Annotated in this window: 21 protein-coding genes; 14 read left to right on the top strand and 7 right to left on the bottom strand. The window is 56.4% G+C overall.

Annotated elements, in window-relative coordinates; translation table 11 throughout:
* Positions 1 to 45 precede the first annotated feature (45 nt).
* The 4 genes from odhB to lpdA are packed head-to-tail and all read left to right on the top strand — an operon-like array spanning position 46 to position 4,431.
* Entirely contained in the window at positions 46 to 1,560 is a 1,515-nt protein-coding gene (odhB, locus tag ACOOFE_RS24540; RefSeq protein WP_420412459.1) for a 2-oxoglutarate dehydrogenase complex dihydrolipoyllysine-residue succinyltransferase, read from the top strand.
* 40 nt (positions 1,561 to 1,600) lie between these two features.
* The gene (locus tag ACOOFE_RS24535; RefSeq protein ID WP_420412458.1) at positions 1,601 to 2,215 is read left to right on the top strand and encodes a LysE family translocator; all 615 of its coding nucleotides are present in this window, start codon (positions 1,601 to 1,603) and stop codon (positions 2,213 to 2,215) included.
* A 3-nt stretch (positions 2,216 to 2,218) separates the two neighbouring features.
* A complete protein-coding gene (locus ACOOFE_RS24530; protein WP_420412457.1) occupies positions 2,219 to 2,977 on the top strand; it encodes an SDR family oxidoreductase in 759 nt (252 codons plus the stop codon).
* Between the two features lie 50 nt (positions 2,978 to 3,027).
* Positions 3,028 to 4,431 carry a dihydrolipoyl dehydrogenase gene (lpdA, locus tag ACOOFE_RS24525; RefSeq protein ID WP_420412456.1) on the top strand — a complete coding sequence of 468 codons (1,404 nt, stop codon included), beginning with the start codon at positions 3,028 to 3,030 and terminating at the stop codon, positions 4,429 to 4,431.
* A 175-nt stretch (positions 4,432 to 4,606) separates the two neighbouring features.
* Here lpdA and ACOOFE_RS24520 read toward each other — a convergent pair whose 3' ends face one another.
* Positions 4,607 to 4,984, bottom strand: a complete 378-nt coding sequence (locus ACOOFE_RS24520; protein WP_420412455.1) for a winged helix-turn-helix transcriptional regulator — start codon at positions 4,982 to 4,984, stop codon at positions 4,607 to 4,609.
* A 178-nt stretch (positions 4,985 to 5,162) separates the two neighbouring features.
* Between ACOOFE_RS24520 and ACOOFE_RS24515 the strand changes: the two genes are divergently transcribed.
* Positions 5,163 to 5,933 (top strand): nuclear transport factor 2 family protein, encoded by a 771-nt coding sequence (locus tag ACOOFE_RS24515; RefSeq protein ID WP_420412454.1) that lies wholly within the window; start codon positions 5,163 to 5,165, stop codon positions 5,931 to 5,933.
* 136 nt (positions 5,934 to 6,069) lie between these two features.
* On the opposite strand, the gene ACOOFE_RS24510 is transcribed toward ACOOFE_RS24515, so the two are convergent.
* A complete protein-coding gene (locus ACOOFE_RS24510; RefSeq protein WP_141183822.1) occupies positions 6,070 to 6,489 on the bottom strand; it encodes a MerR family transcriptional regulator in 420 nt (139 codons plus the stop codon).
* A gap of 76 nt (positions 6,490 to 6,565) precedes the next feature.
* Between ACOOFE_RS24510 and ACOOFE_RS24505 the strand changes: the two genes are divergently transcribed.
* The gene (locus tag ACOOFE_RS24505) at positions 6,566 to 7,219 is read left to right on the top strand and encodes a cation transporter (RefSeq protein WP_420415633.1); all 654 of its coding nucleotides are present in this window, start codon (positions 6,566 to 6,568) and stop codon (positions 7,217 to 7,219) included.
* Positions 7,220 to 7,283: 64 nt separating this feature from the next.
* On the opposite strand, the gene ACOOFE_RS24500 is transcribed toward ACOOFE_RS24505, so the two are convergent.
* The gene (locus tag ACOOFE_RS24500; RefSeq protein ID WP_420412453.1) at positions 7,284 to 7,511 is read right to left on the bottom strand and encodes a hypothetical protein; all 228 of its coding nucleotides are present in this window, start codon (positions 7,509 to 7,511) and stop codon (positions 7,284 to 7,286) included.
* Positions 7,512 to 7,623: 112 nt separating this feature from the next.
* Positions 7,624 to 8,055 (bottom strand): serine/threonine protein kinase, encoded by a 432-nt coding sequence (locus tag ACOOFE_RS24495; RefSeq protein WP_420412452.1) that lies wholly within the window; start codon positions 8,053 to 8,055, stop codon positions 7,624 to 7,626.
* A 151-nt stretch (positions 8,056 to 8,206) separates the two neighbouring features.
* Here ACOOFE_RS24495 and ACOOFE_RS24490 point away from each other — a divergent pair, with 151 nt between their 5' ends.
* Positions 8,207 to 8,719 (top strand): GNAT family N-acetyltransferase, encoded by a 513-nt coding sequence (locus tag ACOOFE_RS24490; protein ID WP_420412451.1) that lies wholly within the window; start codon positions 8,207 to 8,209, stop codon positions 8,717 to 8,719.
* A 1-nt stretch (position 8,720) separates the two neighbouring features.
* Here ACOOFE_RS24490 and ACOOFE_RS24485 read toward each other — a convergent pair whose 3' ends face one another.
* Positions 8,721 to 9,674: a tyrosine recombinase XerC gene (locus ACOOFE_RS24485; protein ID WP_420412450.1), complete on the bottom strand. Its 954-nt coding sequence runs from the start codon at positions 9,672 to 9,674 to the stop codon at positions 8,721 to 8,723.
* Between the two features lie 63 nt (positions 9,675 to 9,737).
* Complete coding sequence (locus ACOOFE_RS24480; RefSeq protein ID WP_420412449.1) at positions 9,738 to 10,619, bottom strand: LysR family transcriptional regulator; 882 nt, start codon at positions 10,617 to 10,619, stop codon at positions 9,738 to 9,740.
* Positions 10,620 to 10,738: 119 nt separating this feature from the next.
* Between ACOOFE_RS24480 and ACOOFE_RS24475 the strand changes: the two genes are divergently transcribed.
* Positions 10,739 to 11,308: an NADPH-dependent FMN reductase gene (locus ACOOFE_RS24475; RefSeq protein WP_420412448.1), complete on the top strand. Its 570-nt coding sequence runs from the start codon at positions 10,739 to 10,741 to the stop codon at positions 11,306 to 11,308.
* Between the two features lie 88 nt (positions 11,309 to 11,396).
* Here ACOOFE_RS24475 and fsa read toward each other — a convergent pair whose 3' ends face one another.
* The gene (gene fsa / locus ACOOFE_RS24470) at positions 11,397 to 12,050 is read right to left on the bottom strand and encodes a fructose-6-phosphate aldolase (RefSeq protein ID WP_141183816.1); all 654 of its coding nucleotides are present in this window, start codon (positions 12,048 to 12,050) and stop codon (positions 11,397 to 11,399) included.
* Between the two features lie 286 nt (positions 12,051 to 12,336).
* Here fsa and ACOOFE_RS24465 point away from each other — a divergent pair, with 286 nt between their 5' ends.
* From ACOOFE_RS24465 to atpD, 6 genes are all read left to right on the top strand, one after another.
* Positions 12,337 to 14,532, top strand: coding sequence for a primosomal protein N' (locus tag ACOOFE_RS24465; RefSeq protein ID WP_420412447.1), 2,196 nt, complete (start codon positions 12,337 to 12,339; stop codon positions 14,530 to 14,532).
* 103 nt (positions 14,533 to 14,635) lie between these two features.
* Positions 14,636 to 14,995 carry a DUF1428 domain-containing protein gene (locus tag ACOOFE_RS24460; protein ID WP_420412446.1) on the top strand — a complete coding sequence of 120 codons (360 nt, stop codon included), beginning with the start codon at positions 14,636 to 14,638 and terminating at the stop codon, positions 14,993 to 14,995.
* A gap of 336 nt (positions 14,996 to 15,331) precedes the next feature.
* The gene (locus tag ACOOFE_RS24455) at positions 15,332 to 15,892 is read left to right on the top strand and encodes a F0F1 ATP synthase subunit delta (protein ID WP_420412445.1); all 561 of its coding nucleotides are present in this window, start codon (positions 15,332 to 15,334) and stop codon (positions 15,890 to 15,892) included.
* The gene (gene atpA / locus ACOOFE_RS24450; RefSeq protein ID WP_141183813.1) at positions 15,892 to 17,421 is read left to right on the top strand and encodes a F0F1 ATP synthase subunit alpha; all 1,530 of its coding nucleotides are present in this window, start codon (positions 15,892 to 15,894) and stop codon (positions 17,419 to 17,421) included. The genes ACOOFE_RS24455 and atpA overlap by 1 nt, the downstream gene beginning before the upstream one ends.
* A gap of 33 nt (positions 17,422 to 17,454) precedes the next feature.
* On the top strand, positions 17,455 to 18,339 hold the full coding sequence (locus tag ACOOFE_RS24445; protein ID WP_141183812.1) for a F0F1 ATP synthase subunit gamma: 885 nt from the start codon (positions 17,455 to 17,457) through the stop codon (positions 18,337 to 18,339).
* Between the two features lie 25 nt (positions 18,340 to 18,364).
* Positions 18,365 to 19,789: a F0F1 ATP synthase subunit beta gene (gene atpD / locus ACOOFE_RS24440; RefSeq protein ID WP_141183811.1), complete on the top strand. Its 1,425-nt coding sequence runs from the start codon at positions 18,365 to 18,367 to the stop codon at positions 19,787 to 19,789.
* Positions 19,790 to 19,807 lie beyond the last annotated feature (18 nt).

The following is a 19,807-nucleotide window of genomic DNA, read 5'->3' as shown; positions in this document are numbered from 1 at the left end:
CCCCCTCCATCGAAATTGGCCTGGGAAATTTAAGAGAAGGCAACCATGGCAACCGAAATTCGCGTCCCGACGCTAGGTGAATCTGTATCCGAGGCAACCATTGCTCAGTGGTTCAAGAAACCAGGCGATGCCATCAACCAGGATGAACCGCTGGTCGAACTGGAAACCGACAAGGTGACCGTTGAAGTTCCGGCACCGGCATCCGGAACATTGGAATCCATCGTGGTCAAGGAAGGCGACACTGTTGAAGTCGGCGCCCTGCTTGGTCAGATCGCAGAAGGGGCTGGCGCTACTGCTGCTCCTGCAGCGGCCGCTCCGGCCAAAAAAGAAGAAGCACCGGCTGCGGCTAAGGCTGAGCTGGTCGATGTCGTGACGCCGAGTGCAGGTGAGAGCGTCACCGAAGCTGAGGTCGGCGAGTGGAGCGTCAAAGTTGGTGATGTCGTCAAGGCGGATGACACGCTGGTCGAACTGGAAACCGATAAGGCCGCTCAGGAAGTTCCGGCCCCAGTCGGTGGCACTGTTGTCGCGATTGCCGCTGAAACCGGTGCAACTGTGGAGCCGGGTGTTCTGCTCTGCCAGATCGATCCGTCTGGTGCAGGTGCCGCAGCTGCTCCGGCTGCAAGTGCTCCCGCTCCTACCGCTGCTCCGGCGGCGAGTGCAGGCACATCCATGCCGCCGGCACCGTCTGCGGCCAAGATGATGGCTGAAAAGAATATTTCTGCCGATCAGGTTGCTGGCTCCGGCAAACGCGGCCAGGTTCTGAAGGGCGATGTCATCAACGCTATTGCGTCTGGTGCAACAGCAACGGCTGCTCCGGCTTCGACGCCAGTTGCCCGTGGCCCGGTCGCAGCGGAAGATGAAGTGCGTGAAGAGCGCGTGCGCATGACCAAGCTGCGTCAGACCATCGCGCGCCGCCTGAAAGATGCTCAGAACACAGCGGCCATGCTGACCACTTACAACGAAGTGGACATGGGTCCGGTCATGGAGCTGCGTAAGCAGTACAAGGACCTGTTTGAGAAGAAACATGGCGTCAAGCTCGGCTTCATGGGTTTCTTCACCAAAGCCGTGACCCACGCGCTGAAAGAAATCCCGGCCGTAAACGCCGAGATCGATGGCACTGACATCATCTACAAAAACTTCTGCCACGTCGGCGTTGCTGTTGGCACCGACAAGGGTCTGGTGGTTCCGGTTGTCCGCGACGCTGACCAGATGTCGATTGCGGAAATCGAGCAGGAGATCGGTAATCTCGGCCGCAAGGCGCGCGACGGCAAACTCGGCATGGCCGACATGACCGGCGGCACCTTCACCATCTCCAATGGTGGTGTTTACGGCTCGCTGATGTCCTCTCCGATCCTGAACGCGCCGCAGTCCGGCATTCTGGGCATGCACAAGATCCAGGAACGCCCGATGGCCGTGAACGGTCAGGTCGTCATCCGCCCGATGATGTATTTGGCGCTCAGCTACGATCACCGCATCGTTGACGGCAAGGAAGCCGTGACCTTCCTGGTCCGCGTCAAGGAAAGCCTGGAAGACCCGCAGCGTTTGGTTCTGGATCTCTGATCCAGGCCTTTCCCCCTCCGACGCTCAGAGGAGCCGGAATATGAGTCTGGAGTTTTTGATCACCGCCCTGATCGTGGTGTTGGTCCCCGGTACTGGTGTGGTCTACACCGTGGCGGTTGGACTTGGAAAAGGTCGGCAGGCAGCAATCGCTGCTGCCTTCGGCTGCACTCTTGGAATAATTCCGGCGATTCTCGCCTCCGTTGTTGGACTGGCCGCGCTGATGCACACCAGCGCGCTGATCTTCCAATTGGTGAAATACGCTGGTGTTGCCTATCTGCTCTATCTGGCGTGGCAGACGTTGAAAGATAGTGGGCCGCTGGAATTGAAGGCGGATAAATCCAGCCGCAAGAGCCTTCTGGCAACAGCGCGCACCGCATTCCTAATCAACATCTTGAACCCGAAATTGACGGTGTTCTTCTTGGCGTTTCTGCCGCAATTTGTTGATCCGGTCGCCGCCAATCCAACGTTGGATATGCTGCTGCTCGGTGGTGTCTTTATGGCCATGACCTTTGCCGTCTTCATCATCTACGGTCTTTTTGCCGCGTTGGTCGGTGAGAAAGTGCTGAAGAGCGATAAGGTGATGTTGTGGATGCGCCGGACCATTGCGGCCACCTTTGCCGGCTTTGGCCTGCGCCTCGCGTTGGCGGAGCAGTAACGGATGGCGGCGGGCATTGTTCTGGTCACTGGCGGCAGCCGCGGCATTGGCGCTGCGGCCTGTCTTGCCGCAGCAGATCTTGGCCACACGGTCGCGGTCAACTACGTGCACAACAAGACGGCAGCCGATGCGGTCGTCGCTGATATTGAAGCGCGTGGCGGGTCGGCCTTTGCGATCCAAGGCGATGTGCAATCGGAAGCTGACGTTCTGGCGATTTTTTCCGCCTGCGATGACCAGGGCACGCTTGTTGGCCTCGTCAACAACGCTGGAGTGGTCGACAACCCACAGCGGGTTGATGAAATGTCGCTCGACCGGCTAATTCGGATGTTCTCGATCAACTTGATCGGATCGTTCCTGTGTGCCCGCGAAGCGGTCAAACGCATGTCCACCAAACATGGCGGCACAGGCGGGGCAATCGTCAACCTGGGCTCTGCCGGCTCCAAGCTCGGTTCGCCGAACCAATATGTCGACTATGCTGCCTCCAAGGGAGCGATCGACACGATGACCGTTGGATTGGCTCTGGAAGTTGCCGACGAGGGCATTCGTGTGAATGCGGTGCGGCCCGGCATCATTGACACGGAAATTCATGCCTCCGGCGGCCTGCCCGACCGGGTGGCGCAACTGGAATCCAAGCTTCCCATGAAACGCGCAGGCAGCGCCGAAGAAGTGGCCAAGGCCATCAAGTGGCTGCTGTCTGACGAAGCAAGTTACACAACCGGCGCGATCCTGGATGTTTCCGGCGGCCGCGCGATACTACCCTGATCCGCATTATATAGCGGAAAAAGAACTGAAGAAGGCAAAGGCGACCCACAATGTCCCAATATGATCTTGTCGTCATCGGAACCGGCCCTGGCGGCTATGTCTGTGCGATCAAGGCGGCTCAGCTCGGTCTGAAGACCGCGGTTGTCGAAAAACGCGCGACCCTTGGCGGCACCTGCCTGAACATCGGCTGTATTCCGTCGAAGGCGCTGTTGCATGCCTCTGAAATGTTCGAAGAAGCCGGTCATGGTTTTGAAAAGCTGGGCATCAAGGTCTCCAAGCCGAAGCTCGACTTGCCGGAAATGATGAAACACCGCCAGGATGTGGTGGATGCCAATGTCAGTGGCATCTCCTTCCTGATGAAGAAAAACAAGATTGACGTTCATACCGGCACTGGCAAGATCCTGGGACAAGGCAAGGTTGAAGTCATCGCCGACGATGGCAAGGCCACCGTACTGGACACCAAGAACATCGTCATTGCCACCGGCTCCGATGTTATGCCGCTGCCGGGTGTTGAAATCGACGAAAAGCAGGTCGTGTCGTCCACCGGCGCGCTGGAACTGGACAAGGTTCCTGGCAAACTGATCGTTGTTGGCGGCGGTGTTATCGGCCTGGAGCTTGGCTCCGTATGGAACCGCCTTGGCTCGGAAGTCACCGTTGTTGAATTCTTGCCGAAGATTCTTGGCCCGATGGACGGCGATGTCTCGAAGAACTTCAATCGGATGCTGAAGAAGCAGGGTATGAAGTTCAAGCTCTCCTCCAAAGTCACTGGCGTTGAGAAAAAGGGCAAGGGCTTGGCGGTTTCGATTGAACCGGCAGCAGGCGGCGATGCGGAAGTTCTTGAGGCCGACATCGTTCTGGTGGCCATCGGGCGGCGCCCCTACACCGAAGGCCTCGGCCTGGAGACCGCTGGTGTTGCGCTCGATGACCGCGGCCGGGTTGCCATCGACACCCATTACAAGACAAACGTCGACGGCATTTATGCCATCGGCGATGTGGTTGTTGGTCCGATGCTGGCTCACAAGGCGGAAGATGAAGGGGTTGCGGTTGCCGAGATCCTGGCAGGTCAGGCTGGTCACGTGAATTACGATGTCATTCCGGGCGTTGTTTACACCCAGCCGGAAGTCGCCTCCGTCGGCAAGACCGAAGAAGAGCTGAAAGCTGCCGGCATTGAGTACAAGACTGGCAAATTCAACTTCTCAGCCAACGGCCGGGCACGTGCGATGAACCACACCGATGGTTTTGCCAAAGTTCTGTCTGATGCCAAGACCGATCAGGTGCTGGGCGTTCACATCGTCGGGTTCGGCGCGGGCGAAATGATCCACGAAGCCGCTGTCCTGATGGAATTCGGCGGCTCAGCCGAAGACCTCGGCCGCACCTGCCACGCCCACCCGACCATGTCGGAAGCCGTCAAGGAAGCCGCCATGGGCGCCTTCGCCAAGCCGATCCATTCATAAGAATTTTTTGGCAGCTAAAGAATTGGAAAAGCCCGGGGTCTTGCCCGGGCTTTTTTGTTTTGGGAGCCAACGCCAGTTACTGTTGTCACTGCGGAGGAGAACCAGGGGCGCTCCTCAAACTGAAACGCTGACCTGAACGAAATCGTCTCGGATTAGGGTTGGGAAGGGTCAAAAATCAGTCAGGATGCGCCTTGTCGTATTCCATTCGGGCGGTTTTGACCTGGTTCATTTGTTCGGCAGACCAGAAGACCAGCGGTTTCAGGTTCGCCAGCAATTCATGGCCCAACGGTGTCAATTCATAAGAAACGGCCACTGGCGGGCCCGGGTCGACCGTGCGGGTAAGATAACCGTCGCGCTGAAGGCCACGCAGGTTTTCCGTTAAGACGCGCTGAGTAACATCTCCGATGCAGCGTTTGATCGCGCCGAAGCGTTTCGGGCCGTCTTCAAGCGCGAGAATGATGATCATCCGCCATTTGCCGGTGACATTTGACAGGACGGAGCGGATGGAACAGTTCGACGCTTCCGCTTTGTTTGCAACGCCAATCGGTAACATTGGTCTTCCGTGGTGCGGAATGGATACCAAAGCTGAATATCATACTAAAATGGGTTCCTGCAAGGTCCTGGAATAAAGGCGGTATCCTAGGGCATACCACATACCTTTAAAGTGCGTAATTGCAATCTAGTGCGTTTTGAATACTTACTAGTGCAATGACAAACGAAAGGATGTTCCCATGTCGCCGAAAGAACTGGTTGTTGCGCTTTTGACCGCTGCCTTTGCAGATCATGACCCCGAGGCAGCCAAGCCCCTGTTGGCCCCAGATTACATTCAACACAATCCGGCAATTGCGACCGGTGCGGACGGGCTGCTGTCGGTTATCCCGGCGATTAAGGCCTCCGGTATGACCACAACGACCCACCGGATTATTTCCGAGGGGAACTACGTTGTCCTGCACAACACTTACGACAACGCGGACGCGTTTGGTGCGCCAAGCCTGATTGCCTTCGATGTGTTCCGGGTTGAGGACGGAGTGGTTGCAGAACATTGGGACAACCTTCAGCCCAAGCCCGAAACGACTGTTTCCGGGCGATCCATGACGGACGGTCCGGCGGAAATCACCGACCTCGGCAAGACCCAGGAAAACAAAGAGCTGGTTGTTGGATTTGTCCGCGATGTGCTTGGCGGCGCTGCGCCGGAGAAGGTGACCAACTACATGGATCCGGCCGTCTACATGCAGCACAACCCGATGATTGATGACGGCCTGGACGGTTTGATGGCCGCGATTAAATCCTTTGCCGAGCAGGGGCAGGTCATCACCAAATTCGAACCGCAAATTGTCGTTGCGGAAGGCAATTTTGTCTTTGTTGCCTCAGACGCCATCATGGGCGGAAAGCCTTGGGCATTTTTTGATCTCTGGCGTGTTGAAGATGGCAAGATCGTCGAACATTGGGACGTGGTTTCTCCCATACCCGCCGAAATGGCCCACAACAACGGCAAATTCTAGAAATGGTTGGGAGGCTGGCCACCTGAGAAAGGTTCAGCTTGAACAACATCTGATTATACCCGGGTTTGCCACCCGGGTATTTATTTTAACTGCCCGAAATCATTGTTTGAAGAAGTGAGTTTAGAAGAATCATCCGCTAATGCTCTCCCAAACAAAGCTCATGATCGCCGAAGGCTTTCAAGATATTGCAATCGGCGGCTGGGTGTTCACCAGTGCAGCTGGCAGAAATGCGGGCGAGTTCTTTTTCCAGTTTTTTCAAGTGTTTGATCCGTGCGCGGACGGCGGCCAGCTGTTCCGCTGCAATACGATTGGCGTTGCTGCATGGTTTTTCCGGGTGCTGGCTGAGGTCAATCAGTTCCCGGATCGCCTCCATGGGCAGGCCAAGATCCCGGCAGTGTTTTAAGAATCGCAACCGCTCCAGATCGGTCTTGCGGTAACGCCGTTGATTGCCTTCAGTCCGGATTGGGGCATCCAAAAGCCCTTCTTTTTCATAGTAGCGGATCGTCGGCACTTTCACGCTGGTTGCCTTGGACAGCTCGCCGATTGAAAAATCCATCAAAATACCTCTTGAACCTCTAGTCGCTATAGGGATTACACAGATGCTAGAGACAAAAATCAAGGAGCAAAGCGCGATGGGCGCCTGTTGCGGGTCAAACACCAAATTCGACGGTGTATCAAAGGATTACAAACGCCGGCTGTGGCTGGTGATCGCGTTGAATGCCACAATGTTTGTGGTCGAGATGGCAGCCGGCCATGCGGCGCGCTCGCAGGCCTTGCAAGCCGACGCCCTGGATTTTTTTGGCGATGCGGTTACCTACGGCATTTCGCTGGCGGTTATTGGCGCGTCGCTCAAAACCCGTGCGGTTGCAGCGCTCTTTAAGGGAGCGAGCCTGTTGCTGATGGGCCTGTGGGTGGGCGGCTCAACGGCTTACCAGTTCCTTGTTTTAGGGGTTCCGAAAGCCGAAATCATGGGGTCCATCGGGTTTCTGGCACTGGCTGTCAATCTGGCCAGCGTGATGCTGCTGGTGCGCTACAAGGATGGCGACGCCAATGTCCGCTCTGTTTGGCTGTGTTCGCGCAATGATGCCATCGGCAATGTTGCTGTGATGCTGGCCGCCCTTGGGGTCTGGGGCACCGCAACTGCCTGGCCTGATTTGATCGTTGCCGGCTTGATGGCAACGCTCTTCATCAACTCTGCGGTCCAAATCCTACGCCAGGCGCTTGAGGAGTACCGGCACACCGACGAGGTGGACCCGAGCGACCCACAACACAGCCATCCTCACTGAGTGAGAATAAAAAAGCCCGCTGCCGGGGCAGCGGGTTTGGATTGGAGCAACAAAGAGTGGTCGATTAGTCCGCCGGTGTTTCCGGAGTTTCTGTCGGGACGATCACTTCCTTGAGCGTTTCTTCGCTGAGGTCGTTTGTCGCGATAGAAACATCCGTTTCTGGAACGGTGCTTGTTTCGGCAACCGTCATTTTTCCAGAGCTGGCAGTTTTGCCCCAGGAGCACGCATGGGCCGGGGCAACGGCAAAGGCGCACACCGCAAGGGCGGCAAGACCACTGGTCAATAGACGCATATTCTCATCCCTCTCATTGCACTTGCGAACGCTTTACGTTCCCTAAGGTAATCCAGATCTCCCAATTGGCCAAGGAAAACCGGAAAAACAGGGCACATTGTGAACGATAGGGTTACTTTCGTTGAAGGTTGTAGACCTTCGTGACATTCGGTTCGGACAGGTCGTTGATAATGTTGATAACTCGGACATCCAGCAGATCGCCAAAAGCTTTCAATGTGATCTGCTTGCTGCGCAGAAAACCGATCAGCAGAACCTTCACCACCCCATCTGACCGCATTTCAGCTTTGGTCCAGCCCCATTTGCAGTCGCGCGGAATGCAGGAGGTAAAGGCGCGGGCGCGCACGAAAACCTGTTCGTCCTCGCAACGGCTTTCCACCTCAACCCGTGTGATTTCTTTCGGTTTAGCATCTGGATTGACCCAGATGCCGTCTTCTGGAATGGGGCAATAGATGCGATCTGATTGCGGTTGAGATTGAGCTTGCGACGGGTCTTGAAAGATCGCCAGTGAGGCCAGGAGGCCAACTGTAATAGGCGCAATACGCATCCCCGTCCTCCGCGGTTGTTTCTTTCTATCTGCTTGCTTCAAAGTAGAACGCCCTATACCACAGGTGCCTTGTGTGAAGCGTTCCAGTCGAAGGGTTCACCTTTTTTGCCTGCATGATGCCTGTTCTGGGCCATCAATCAAGAGTATTGCCATGCATAGTTTGGACAGCCCGCACTTTTTGCTGCGGCCACCGTCTGCTGATGATTTCACAATCTACAGACAGTTTTTCTCAGACGGCGAGGCATCCCATTTTTATGGCGGCCCCTTGCGGGAAGATCAGGCCTGGCGGACATTGGCAGGTCACCTGGGACATTGGCAACTGCGCGGATACGGGATGTGGATGATCGTGCCGAAAGAAGGTGGCGCTCCTCTCGGCGGCTGTGGTCTCGTGTGGCCGGAAGGCTGGCCCCGGCGGGAGCTGACCTGGTGGCTTTTGCCGGAGGCGCGCGGCAATGGCGTTGCCGTTGAAGCCTCGCAAGCCGCGATCCGGCACGCTTATGACAGCTATGGCTGGCCCATGGTCGAAACCCATATGGACGACGCCAATATAGCGGCCCAAAAACTGGTTTTGAAACTGGGCGGCGAACAGATCGCCCGGGAAGATTTTCCGGATGGCAAGATGCGATCTGTTTATAGACTGCCGCATCCTGGCAATACCAGCTGATCTAACGCCGGGGATGAGCCTTGTCATAGGCCGCCAACAAATGGGCGCTGTCGATCTCTGTATATATTTGTGTCGATGCCAGGCTCGCGTGACCCAGCAACTCCTGAATGGTGCGAAGGTCGCCGCCGCCTGCAAGCAAATGGGTTGCAAAGGAATGGCGTAGCGCATGCGGCGTGGCGGTGTCGGGCAGGCCCAAGGCACTTCGCAGCTTGGCCATTGCGAGTTGAACCATCCGTGGATTGAGCGGCCCGCCGCGCGCGCCCAGAAACAGCGGACCGTCGGCGGAAATCGCATAGGGACAGAGTTTCAAATATTGCGCGACGGCTTCGCAGACGGCTGGCAGGATCGGCACAATCCGTTCCTTGCGGCCCTTGCCGACAATGCGCATGGTTTTGGTGCCTGGCTTCGGCGCCATTTTGCCGGTGAGGGACAGGGCCTCTGATATTCGAAGACCGCAGCCATATAAAAGCGTCAGAACGGCTGCGTTGCGCGCTTCGATCCAGGCTTCCGCCTCCATTGCCAGATCGCCGCTTGTGATGTCGATAGCATCCTTGGCTGAGACCGGTTTGGGCAACGACCGCGCTTGCCGCGGCGGGCGCACGGCATCGGAGGCGGCTGCATTGATTTCGCCTCTGCGTTCCAGAAATTTTAGAAAGGACCGGATCCCCGCAAGGCCACGGGCCAGCGACCGGCTTTGAACTTTTTGCCGCCGCCTTTGAGCCAGAAACCCGCGAAAATCTGCGGGACGGAGTGTTGCGATGTCTTTGAGGCCTGGGGCTCCGCCCAGATGATTGGTCAAGAACCGCAGGAACTGACGCAGATCCCGTTCATAGGCGATCAGCGTTTTGTCAGAAAGACGCCGTTCATCCGCAAGGTGATCTAGCCATTTTGTAATCCGGTCGTTGAGGTCCGGTTTGGCGGTCACCAGCAGGGTATTGGGATCAGCAGAAGACATAAGGACAAATTTACGAAGAACTCCCAAGCGTTTCGTTAATTCACGGAGCCTTTTCCAGAGCGGTCATAGCCAGTCCCCGAACCGTTTTAATTGACCGAGTTCCTTGATGAAGGCCTGAACTTTTGCTGTTCGATGCAAATCCATATGTGTGACCATCCACATATGGGAAACCCATTCTGGCTGAGGAGGAATGACCTCACTGAGATCAGGTTGATTGTTCGCAGAATGGCGCGGCAGAAACCCGATGCCGATTCCACATTGAATGGCTTCTGCCATGGCTTGAATAGTGTTGGCCCGGCAAACAAAGTTTTCTGCTGCAATGGTTTTGTGAAGCCACACCAAAAAGGGCGCACGATGGGTGCCGCTATCTGAACCCACAAACCGGTGGTTTTTCAGATCTTCCAGTCCTGCTGGCAGACCATAGCGGCTGACATAGCTGGCGTGGGCAAAAAGCCCCATCTCGATGTGTTCTATTTCGCGCACAACATTGTCTGGATTATCCGGTTTGCTCCCAGCGCGAAAGGCGACATGCGCTTCGCCGTATTCCAGGCGCAATAAACTGTCGCTCACCAGATAGCGGATGATCAGGTCGGGGTGTTTGTCTCCAAAAGTTTTCAGGATCGGCATTAAGGCCGAAGCGTAGGTCGCTATTGATGTGACGATGAAATCGCCTTGCAACGTATCCGAACCGCCTTTGGCTTTGCGGTGGAGTTCTTCAAACTGATCGTCGGCCGTATCGGCGATCCGCAGAAGCTCGCGGCCGAGATCGGTTGGCGTGAATCCTTTTGCATGACGTTGAAACAACTTGCCGCCCAAAGCGGCTTCCAGCGTATCGATGTGCCGGTTGATGGTTGCCCGGTGAACGCCAAGCGCATCTGCAGCTGCGGTGACCGTTCCGAGGCGGGCGACACGCGCGGCGGTTCTGATTTCTGTCCAATGTTCCATATCGATATGTCACATTTTCGCGCATATGATGTCAAATTCGATCACTTTAAAACAAATATGCAGCATACTAAATCTGGTTCAACACGATGACAGTTCGAATTCACCAATGAGGTTGAGCCATGAAAGTTCTCGCATTTGCCGCCACAAACAGCCGCCAGTCCATCAACAAGCAGCTGGTACAAGCTGCCGGCGACATCATTAAGTCCGATCTGGATCCGTCAGCGGACATAGAGGTGATCGATCTCAATGATTATGAGATGCCGATCTACAGCATCGATCGGGAGAATGAGGGTGGTATTCCGGAGGAAGCCAAGCGGTTCTTCGACAAGATCGGGTCCGCCGACGCCGTGATCGTCTCCTATGCCGAGCATAATGGTACCTATACCGCCGCCTTCAAAAACGTGTTCGATTGGGCTTCGCGCATCAATATGAAGGTTTTCCAGGATAAGCCACAGGTCGCACTATCCGCGTCCATGGGGCCTGGTGGCGCTGCGAGCGTTCTGAATTCCGCAACAGGATCCGCCGGTTTCTTTGGCGCCGACATCCGCGGCAGTCTGTCGGTTGGTCCCTTTGGTGAAAAATTCGATACCGAAGCAGGCAAGCTAGTAGACGAGACCTTGAACCAGTCCCTTCGCGAAGCTCTGGCCGCGCTGGTCGAAGACCGGACAAGTTCAGAAAAAGCAGCCTGATCATCGCGGGCTTCATATTGGTGGGATTTCCAGCAAAAAAGCCCCGCAGTTTTCTGCGGGGCTTTTTCTGTTTCGAGATTGAAATCTCTTAGAGAATGCTCTGGCCAGTTTTGGCCCAGTCATTCATGAATGCGTCCAGACCCTTGTCGGTCAGCGGGTGCTTGACCAGGGATTTGAGCGTTGACGGCGGAACCGTTGCCACGTCTGCGCCGATGATCGCACAGTCTTTCACGTGGTTTGCGGTGCGGATGGACGCGGCCAAGATTTCTGTCTCAAAGCCGTAGTTGTCGTAGATCACCCGGATTTCGCGGATCAGCTCAAGGCCATCCATGTGGATGTCGTCCAAACGGCCGATGAACGGTGAAATGTAAGTTGCGCCGGCTTTTGCAGCGAGCAGAGCCTGATTGGCAGAAAAGCACAGCGTCACGTTCGTTTTGGTGCCTTCGTTGGTCAGCTGCTTACAGGCTTTCAGTCCGTCGAAGGTCAGCGGCAGTTTGATAACGACATTGTCGGCAATAGCGCGCAGGACATGCGCTTCCTTGATCATGGTGTCAAAGTCGGTTGCGGCAACTTCGGCAGAAACATCGCCGTTGGTGATCTTGCAGATCTCGGCGATCACCTCTTTGAAATCCTTGCCGGACTTTGCGATCAGGGACGGATTGGTGGTGACGCCGTCGAGAAGGCCGGTTGCTTCCAGCTCTTGGATTTCCGCGGTATCCGCGGTGTCGACGAAAAACTTCATGGATGATGTCTCCCAGTAGGCGCTGAGTGTCTGCGCCAGATGGCCCGCGCAGACTGGCGGGCGAACGAATGAATGGTCAGCTGCGCTTTCTTTAGCCTAGGATGAGACGCAACTGAAGCCCTGATTCTCTAGTGATAGAATTTTTGTGGTACGTACCTCAAAATTCTGTTGGCTTGCGCTGGAGCCAGATCCGGGCGATCTCCGGGCACAACATTGGTTCGTCGTTTGAAACGGCTGGCCGTTTGAAAACTTGTGTCTGATCACATGGGAAAGACTGCGAAGCGCCGTGCTGTTTGACGATTTGGAACCAAAAGAGACGATCGCGAGCGTTCTGGTGCCGGTCGCGGTGCCGGTGGCCTATACATATAAAGTGGCGACCGGCCAGACGGTCGTTCCTGGCACCATCGTCAAGGTTCCACTTGGACCCCGCGAAGTGATTGGCGCTGTCTGGGATGGGGAGCCGGATGCAGCGATCAACCCGAAAAAACTAAAATCCATTTCCCATATCTATGAGACCACACCGCCGCTGGATAAAGATCTGCGCCGGTTTGTCGATTGGGTGGCCAGCTGGACCCTGGGCGCACCGGGCATGGTGGTGCGCATGGTGCTCAGATCAGAAGAGGCGTTGGAGCCGGAAGCGCCGGTGCCTGGCGTCAGGCGCATCGAAGGCGCTGAACCAGAGCGCATGACCCCGGCTCGGCGCCGGGTTCTGGAAACAATGGAAGATGGCTTCGTCTGGACCAAGAGCGGGCTGGCTCATGCGGCTGGTGTCAGCGCGTCGGTGATCGACGGGCTGATCCATCAGGAAGTTCTGGAAGTTGTTTTCATGCCGGCTGCACCGCCTCCGCCGAAACCCCAGTTAGACTATGCGCAAAAGGAACTGACGCCAGCTCAGCAAGCCGCTGCAGAAACTCTGCAAGACAGTTTCGACAAGGGCGCTGCAGTCACTCTGATCGACGGCGTCACGGGATCAGGAAAGACCGAAGTCTATTTCGAGGCGATTGCTGAAGCACTCAAACGGAATAAACAGGCGCTGGTTCTCTTGCCGGAAATCGCGCTGACCGAACAATTTCTGCGCCGGTTCGAACAAAGATTCGGCGTTTATCCTGCTGAATGGCACTCCGAAATCACGCCAAAGAACCGGGCCCGGGTCTGGCGTGGGGTCGCCTCTGGCGATGTCCGGGTGGTAATCGGCGCGCGCTCGTCTTTGTTTCTGCCGTTCAAGGAACTCGGGCTGATCATTGTTGACGAAGAGCACGATGCCGCCTTCAAACAGGATGACCGTGTGCCCTACAGCGCCCGGGACATGGCAGTGGTGCGGGGTCATATCTCAAGATTTCCTGTTGTGCTGGCGTCCGCCACGCCGTCGATCGAAAGCCGGGTGAACGCTGAACAAGGACGGTATGGTCTCGTAGAACTGCCCGATCGAGCCTCGGGCGCGGCGTTGCCGGACCTGGCCGCCATCGACATGCGTCTGGATGGACCGGAGCAGGGGCGCTGGCTGGCGCCGAGTTTGGTGGGCGCAATCAAAGAATCATATGCCAATGGCGATCAGTCGCTTTTGTTCCTAAACCGCCGCGGATATGCGCCCCTGACATTATGTCGCACCTGTGGCCATCGGTTCCAATGTCCGCACTGCAGCACCTGGCTGGTCGAGCACAGGTTTCAGAAGAAACTGGTGTGTCACCACTGCGGGCATAATGAGCGTGTCCCTGAAAGCTGCCCATCGTGCCAAAGCACCAATACGCTCGTTGCGTGTGGTCCAGGCGTTGAACGGATTGCAGAAGAAGTGAGCGACCTGTTTCCCCAAGCACGAACGTTGGTGTTGTCGTCCGATCTGCCCGGCGGGCCAGAACGCCTGAAGCGGGAAATGAAGATCGTCGAAGAAGGCGGCGCCGATATCATTATCGGTACGCAGCTGGTCGCCAAAGGCCACAACTTCCCGAAACTGAAGCTGGTTGGAGTGGTCGATGCGGATCTCGGCCTGGCGCATGGAGATCCGCGCGCTGCGGAAAAAACCTTCCAGTTGCTGGCGCAGGTGACCGGCCGCGCTGGCCGGGTCACTGGCGGAGGTCGGGGTTTTCTCCAGACCTACAGCGCGGACCACCCTGTGATCAGAGCGCTTTTGTCCAATGACAAACATGCCTTCTACCAAGCAGAGATCGAAGCCCGCCGTGCAGCCGGATTGCCTCCGTTTGGCCGCCTTGCTGCCGTGGTGATATCGGGGCCGGACAAGGTATTTGCCGAAGGTTACGCCCGGCAGCTTGTCCGCGCTGCGCCGCAGGATTCCGCAGTTACCCTGCTTGGGCCTGCCGAGGCGGCTCTTGCCATGGTCCGCGGCCGTTACCGGTTCCGCCTGCTCGCCATGGCGCCGCGCCAATATGACCTGCAGTCCTATCTTAGGGGCTGGCTCGCGGCCGGACACAAGCCGAGCAAGGGCCTTCGGGTGCAGGTCGACATTGATCCTCAACACTTCCTTTGACGGCAGATTTCGTCCTGCATTTGCCCGCAAATCTACCTCCCGCCGTTTGAAATCATTCGGCATCATGAGAAACTCAACCGTTTCAATTAGGGAGGTTTTGGAAATGACATATGTTCAAGGATTTCTGGCTCCTGTTAAATCGGCCAAACAGCAAGAGTACAAAGAGATCGCAGAAAAATCCTGGATGCTGTTAAAGGAATATGGTGCGGTCGGTTGCTGTGAAGCCTGGGGCATGGATGTTCCGGACGGAGAAGTCACCTCAATGCCCATGGCGGTGAAAAAGGAAGACGACGAAACAGTCGTCTTTGCCTGGGTCACCTGGCCCGACAAAGAAACGGCCGATACCGCGATGGGGAAGATGGAGCAGGATCCACGCTGGGGCGAGTTCATGCCGAGTGCCGGTGAGGTTTTTAATTTGAAGCGGACGATCTTCGGCGGGTTTGAGCCGCTGTTAGAGGTCTAACGGTAATTGCATTATTATTCTTTGGTGGCACAGACACCGTAAATAGAGTTGCCTGTTTGCGCGGCGGATTCCGGCAGTCGTCTAAAGGTTTATAGGGTGCGCGAGGTATTGGTCCTCGCCGTTTTTTATGACGATAGGGCAAAAAACAGCTCTGAATCAGCAAATACAGCCTTTCGGCGGCGTTGCACACTGGGAAACCCTGTGCTAATTGAGGCGCGGCTTTGGGGGAACGGTTTAACCGTCATACCTTCTGACCTTGAAATCATTCATTTTTTCAATGTCTTGCGGACGCTAGCCGTTTTGCGGGCATGAAAAACGTCAGAGAGCACGGACCTGGTGACTGACAACGTATCTCTCGTATCCGGCGTGGCACAGCGTTATGCGTCCGCCCTTCTCGATCTCGCAGAGGGTGACGGCGTAACGGCGGACGTGGAACGGGATCTGACAGCTTTTGAAGGCATGCTTGCCGAAAGCGACGATCTCGACCGTCTTGTGAAAAGCCCGGCATTCAGTGCTGAGGAGCAGCTTGCAGCGCTCACCGCACTTCTGGACAAGGCTGGCATCAAAGGCCTGGCCGCAAACTTTGTGAAGCTGGCAGCCCGTAACCGGCGCCTCTTCGTTCTTCCCGGCATGATCAAGGCGTTCCGCGCTCTGCTTGCAGAAAAGCGTGGCGAGGAAACAGCTGAGGTAACATCCGCAGCTGAGCTGTCTGACGAACATGTCGCTGCCCTGAAAGAAGCGCTTTCTGCTTCCACGGGCAAATCCGTAAACATCGCAGCGAAAGTTGATCCTGCTCTGATCGGTGGCCTGGTGGTCAAGGTCGGATCCCGCATGATCGACACGTCACTGCGTACTAAGCTCAATTCACTCAAGTTCGCGATGAAAGAGGTCGGCTGATGGATATTCGGGCCGCGGAAATTTCCGCAATCCTCAAGGACCAGATCAAGAGCTTTGGCCAGGAAGCCGAAGTTTCTGAAGTTGGTCAGGTGCTCTCCGTCGGTGACGGTATCGCCCGTGTTTATGGTCTGGACAAAGTCCAGGCTGGTGAAATGGTCGAATTCCCAGGTGGTATCAAGGGCATGGCCCTGAACCTGGAATCCGACAACGTCGGTGTCGTTATCTTCGGTTCTGACCGTGACATTAAAGAAGGCGACACCGTTAAGCGGACCGGCGCCATCGTTGAAGTCCCGGTTGGTAAAGGTCTTCTGGGCCGCGTTGTCGATCCGCTCGGCAACCCGATCGACGGCAAAGGCCCGATCGAGGCAACTGAAAAACGCCGTGTGGACGTTAAAGCGCCGGGCATCCTGCCGCGTAAGTCCGTGCATGAGCCGATGTCTACCGGCCTCAAGTCTATTGACGCCCTGATCCCGGTTGGCCGTGGTCAGCGCGAGCTTGTCATTGGTGACCGTCAGACTGGTAAGACTGCGATCATCCTCGACACCTTCCTCAACCAGAAGCCGCTGCATGCTGGCGACGACGAAGATGCAAAACTCTACTGCATCTACGTTGCGGTTGGTCAGAAGCGCTCCACCGTTGCCCAGTTCGTTAAGACACTGGAAGACAACGGCGCTCTGGAATACTCCATCGTTATCGCTGCGACCGCGTCCGAAGCTGCTCCGCTGCAGTTCCTGGCACCATTCGCTGGCTGCGCAATGGGCGAGTTCTTCCGTGACAACGGCATGCACGCCGTGATCGGTTACGACGATCTGACCAAACAGGCTGTTGCTTACCGTCAGATGTCTCTGCTTCTTCGCCGCCCGCCGGGACGTGAAGCTTTCCCGGGCGACGTTTTCTACCTGCACTCCCGTCTGCTGGAACGTGCTGCGAAGCTGAACGAAGACCATGGCAAGGGCTCCCTGACCGCTCTACCGGTCATTGAAACCCAGGGCAACGACGTTTCCGCGTTTATTCCGACCAACGTGATCTCGATCACCGACGGTCAGATCTTCCTGGAAACCGACCTGTTCTACCAGGGTATCCGCCCAGCTGTGAACGTCGGTCTGTCGGTGTCCCGCGTGGGCTCTTCCGCTCAGATCAAGGCGATGAAACAGGTTGCTGGCCCGATTAAGGGTGAACTGGCTCAGTACCGTGAAATGGCTGCGTTCGCGCAGTTCGGTTCTGACCTGGATGCCACCACCCAGCGCCTGCTGAACCGCGGTGCACGCCTGACCGAACTTCTGAAACAACCGCAGTTCTCGCCGCTGAAAACCGAAGAGCAGGTCGCCGTGATCTACGCTGGTGTGAACGGCTACCTCGACAACCATCCGGTCGACCGTGTGAAGGAATTTGAAGAAGGTCTTCTTCTGTTCTTGCGCGGTGAGCACAAAGAGCTGCTCGACGCCATTTGGGAGAAGAAGGCACTTGACGACGATCTGACGGGCAAGCTGAAAGCTGCGCTCGACACGTTCGCCAAGAACTTCGCTTAAGACCACACGCTGGGATAAGGAGCAGGGGCGGCCATGCCGAGCCTGAAGGACTTACGAAACCGCATCGCTTCTGTTAAGGCGACGCAGAAAATCACCAAGGCCATGCAAATGGTGGCCGCGGCGAAACTGCGTCGTGCACAGGAAGCTGCGGAGGCCGCGCGTCCCTATGCGGAACGCATGGAAAGCGTGCTGGCCAACCTCGCCGTGGCTTTTGAAGGTCGCGACGACGCTCCGAAGCTGATGTCCGGTACGGGCAATGACCAGGTTCATCTCCTGGTCGTTGCTACCGCCGAACGCGGTCTTTGCGGCGGCTTCAACACAAACATCGCCAAGCTGGCACGCGAAAAGGCCAAAAGCCTGATCGGGCAGGGCAAGACGGTTAAGATCCTCTGTGTGGGCAAGAAAGGGTTTGACGCAATCAAGCGTGACCTCGGCCAGCACGTGATCGAAACTATCGAGCTGCGCGGCGTCAAGAACGTCGGTTTCTCCAACGCGGATGAAATCGGCCGGAAAATCCTCTCCATGTACGACAATGGTGAGTTTGACGTCTGCACGCTGTTCTACGCGACCTTCCAATCTGTCATTGCCCAGATCCCAACTGCACAGCAGTTGATTCCTGCTCACTTCGAAGCAAGTGAAGGCAACGACGAAGAAGGCGCCAGCGCGGTCTACGAGTATGAGCCGGATGAGGCCGAGATCCTCGCAGATCTCCTGCCGCGGAACATCTCCATTCAGGTTTTCCGGGCTCTTCTGGAAAACGCTGCATCTGAGCAAGGCGCCCGTATGTCCGCAATGGACAACGCGACGCGCAACGCAGGCGACATGATCGACAAGCTGACGATCAACTACAACCGCCAGCGTCAGGCTCAGATTACGACCGAATTGATTGAAATTATCTCAGGCGCGGAAGCGCTGTAACGGGATCGAGACGAGGATTAGGGAAATGGCTGACAAAAAAGTCGGACGGGTCACCCAGGTCATCGGCGCCGTTGTCGACGTCAAGTTCGATGACCATCTGCCGTTGATCCTGAACGCTCTTGAAGCAGACAACCAGGGCAACCGCTTGGTGCTCGAAGTTGCTCAGCACTTAGGCGAAAACACAGTACGTACCATCGCGATGGACTCCACAGAGGGTCTGGTTCGCGGTCAAGAAGTTGTCGATACCGGTTCTGCCATCATGGTTCCGGTTGGTGACGGCACACTCGGCCGCATCATGAACGTGATTGGTGAGCCGGTTGATGATGCTGGCGAAATCAAGCACGAAGCCAAGCGCGGCATTCACCAGGAAGCTCCGGAATTCATCGAGCAGTCCACCGAAGCTGAAATCCTTGTAACGGGCATCAAGGTCGTTGACCTTCTCGCACCGTACGCAAAGGGCGGTAAGATCGGTCTGTTCGGCGGCGCCGGCGTTGGTAAAACCGTTCTCATCATGGAACTGATCAACAACATCGCTAAGGCGCACGGTGGTTACTCCGTTTTCGCCGGTGTTGGTGAGCGGACCCGTGAAGGCAACGACCTTTACTGGGAAATGATCGAATCCAACGTGAACAAGGAAGGCGGCGGAGAAGGCTCCAAAGCGGCTCTCGTTTACGGTCAGATGAACGAGCCTCCCGGAGCCCGTGCACGTGTTGCTTTGACCGGTCTGACCGTTGCGGAACATTTCCGTGATGAAGGCCAGGACGTTCTGTTCTTCGTGGACAACATCTTCCGCTTCACCCAGGCTGGTTCTGAGGTGTCCGCGCTTCTCGGCCGTATCCCGTCTGCTGTGGGTTACCAGCCGACACTTGCCACCGACATGGGCGGCATGCAGGAGCGGATCACCACCACGAACAAGGGTTCGATCACCTCGGTTCAGGCCGTTTACGTTCCTGCCGATGACTTGACCGACCCGGCACCGGCTTCGACCTTTGCTCACTTGGATGCGACCACGGTTCTGAACCGCGCCATCGCTGAAAAAGGCATCTACCCGGCTGTGGATCCGCTGGATTCCTCATCCCGGATGCTGGATGCCCGTATCATCGGTGAAGAGCACTACGAAACAGCCCGTGCTGTTCAGGGTACTCTGCAGCGCTACAAGGCTCTTCAGGATATCATCGCCATCCTCGGCATGGACGAACTGTCTGAAGAAGACAAACTCACTGTGGCACGTGCTCGTAAGATCGAGCGCTTCCTGTCCCAGCCGTTCTTCGTGGCTGAGGTCTTCACCGGTTCTCCAGGCAAGCTCGTTGCTCTGGAAGACACCATCAAGGGCTTCAAAGGCCTTGTTGAAGGTGAATACGACCACCTGCCGGAAGCAGCTTTCTACATGGTTGGCTCCATTGACGAAGCCATCGAGAAAGCTCAGAAGCTGGCTGCAGAAGCTGCTTAATAAGAATTTCCGGACGCC

Source organism: Roseibium sp. (genome assembly GCF_965216085.1).
Taxonomy (GTDB): Bacteria; Pseudomonadota; Alphaproteobacteria; order Rhizobiales; family Stappiaceae; genus Roseibium.
The sequence above is the reverse complement of the archived record's forward strand: the minus strand, read 5'-3'. Positions and strand labels throughout refer to the sequence as shown.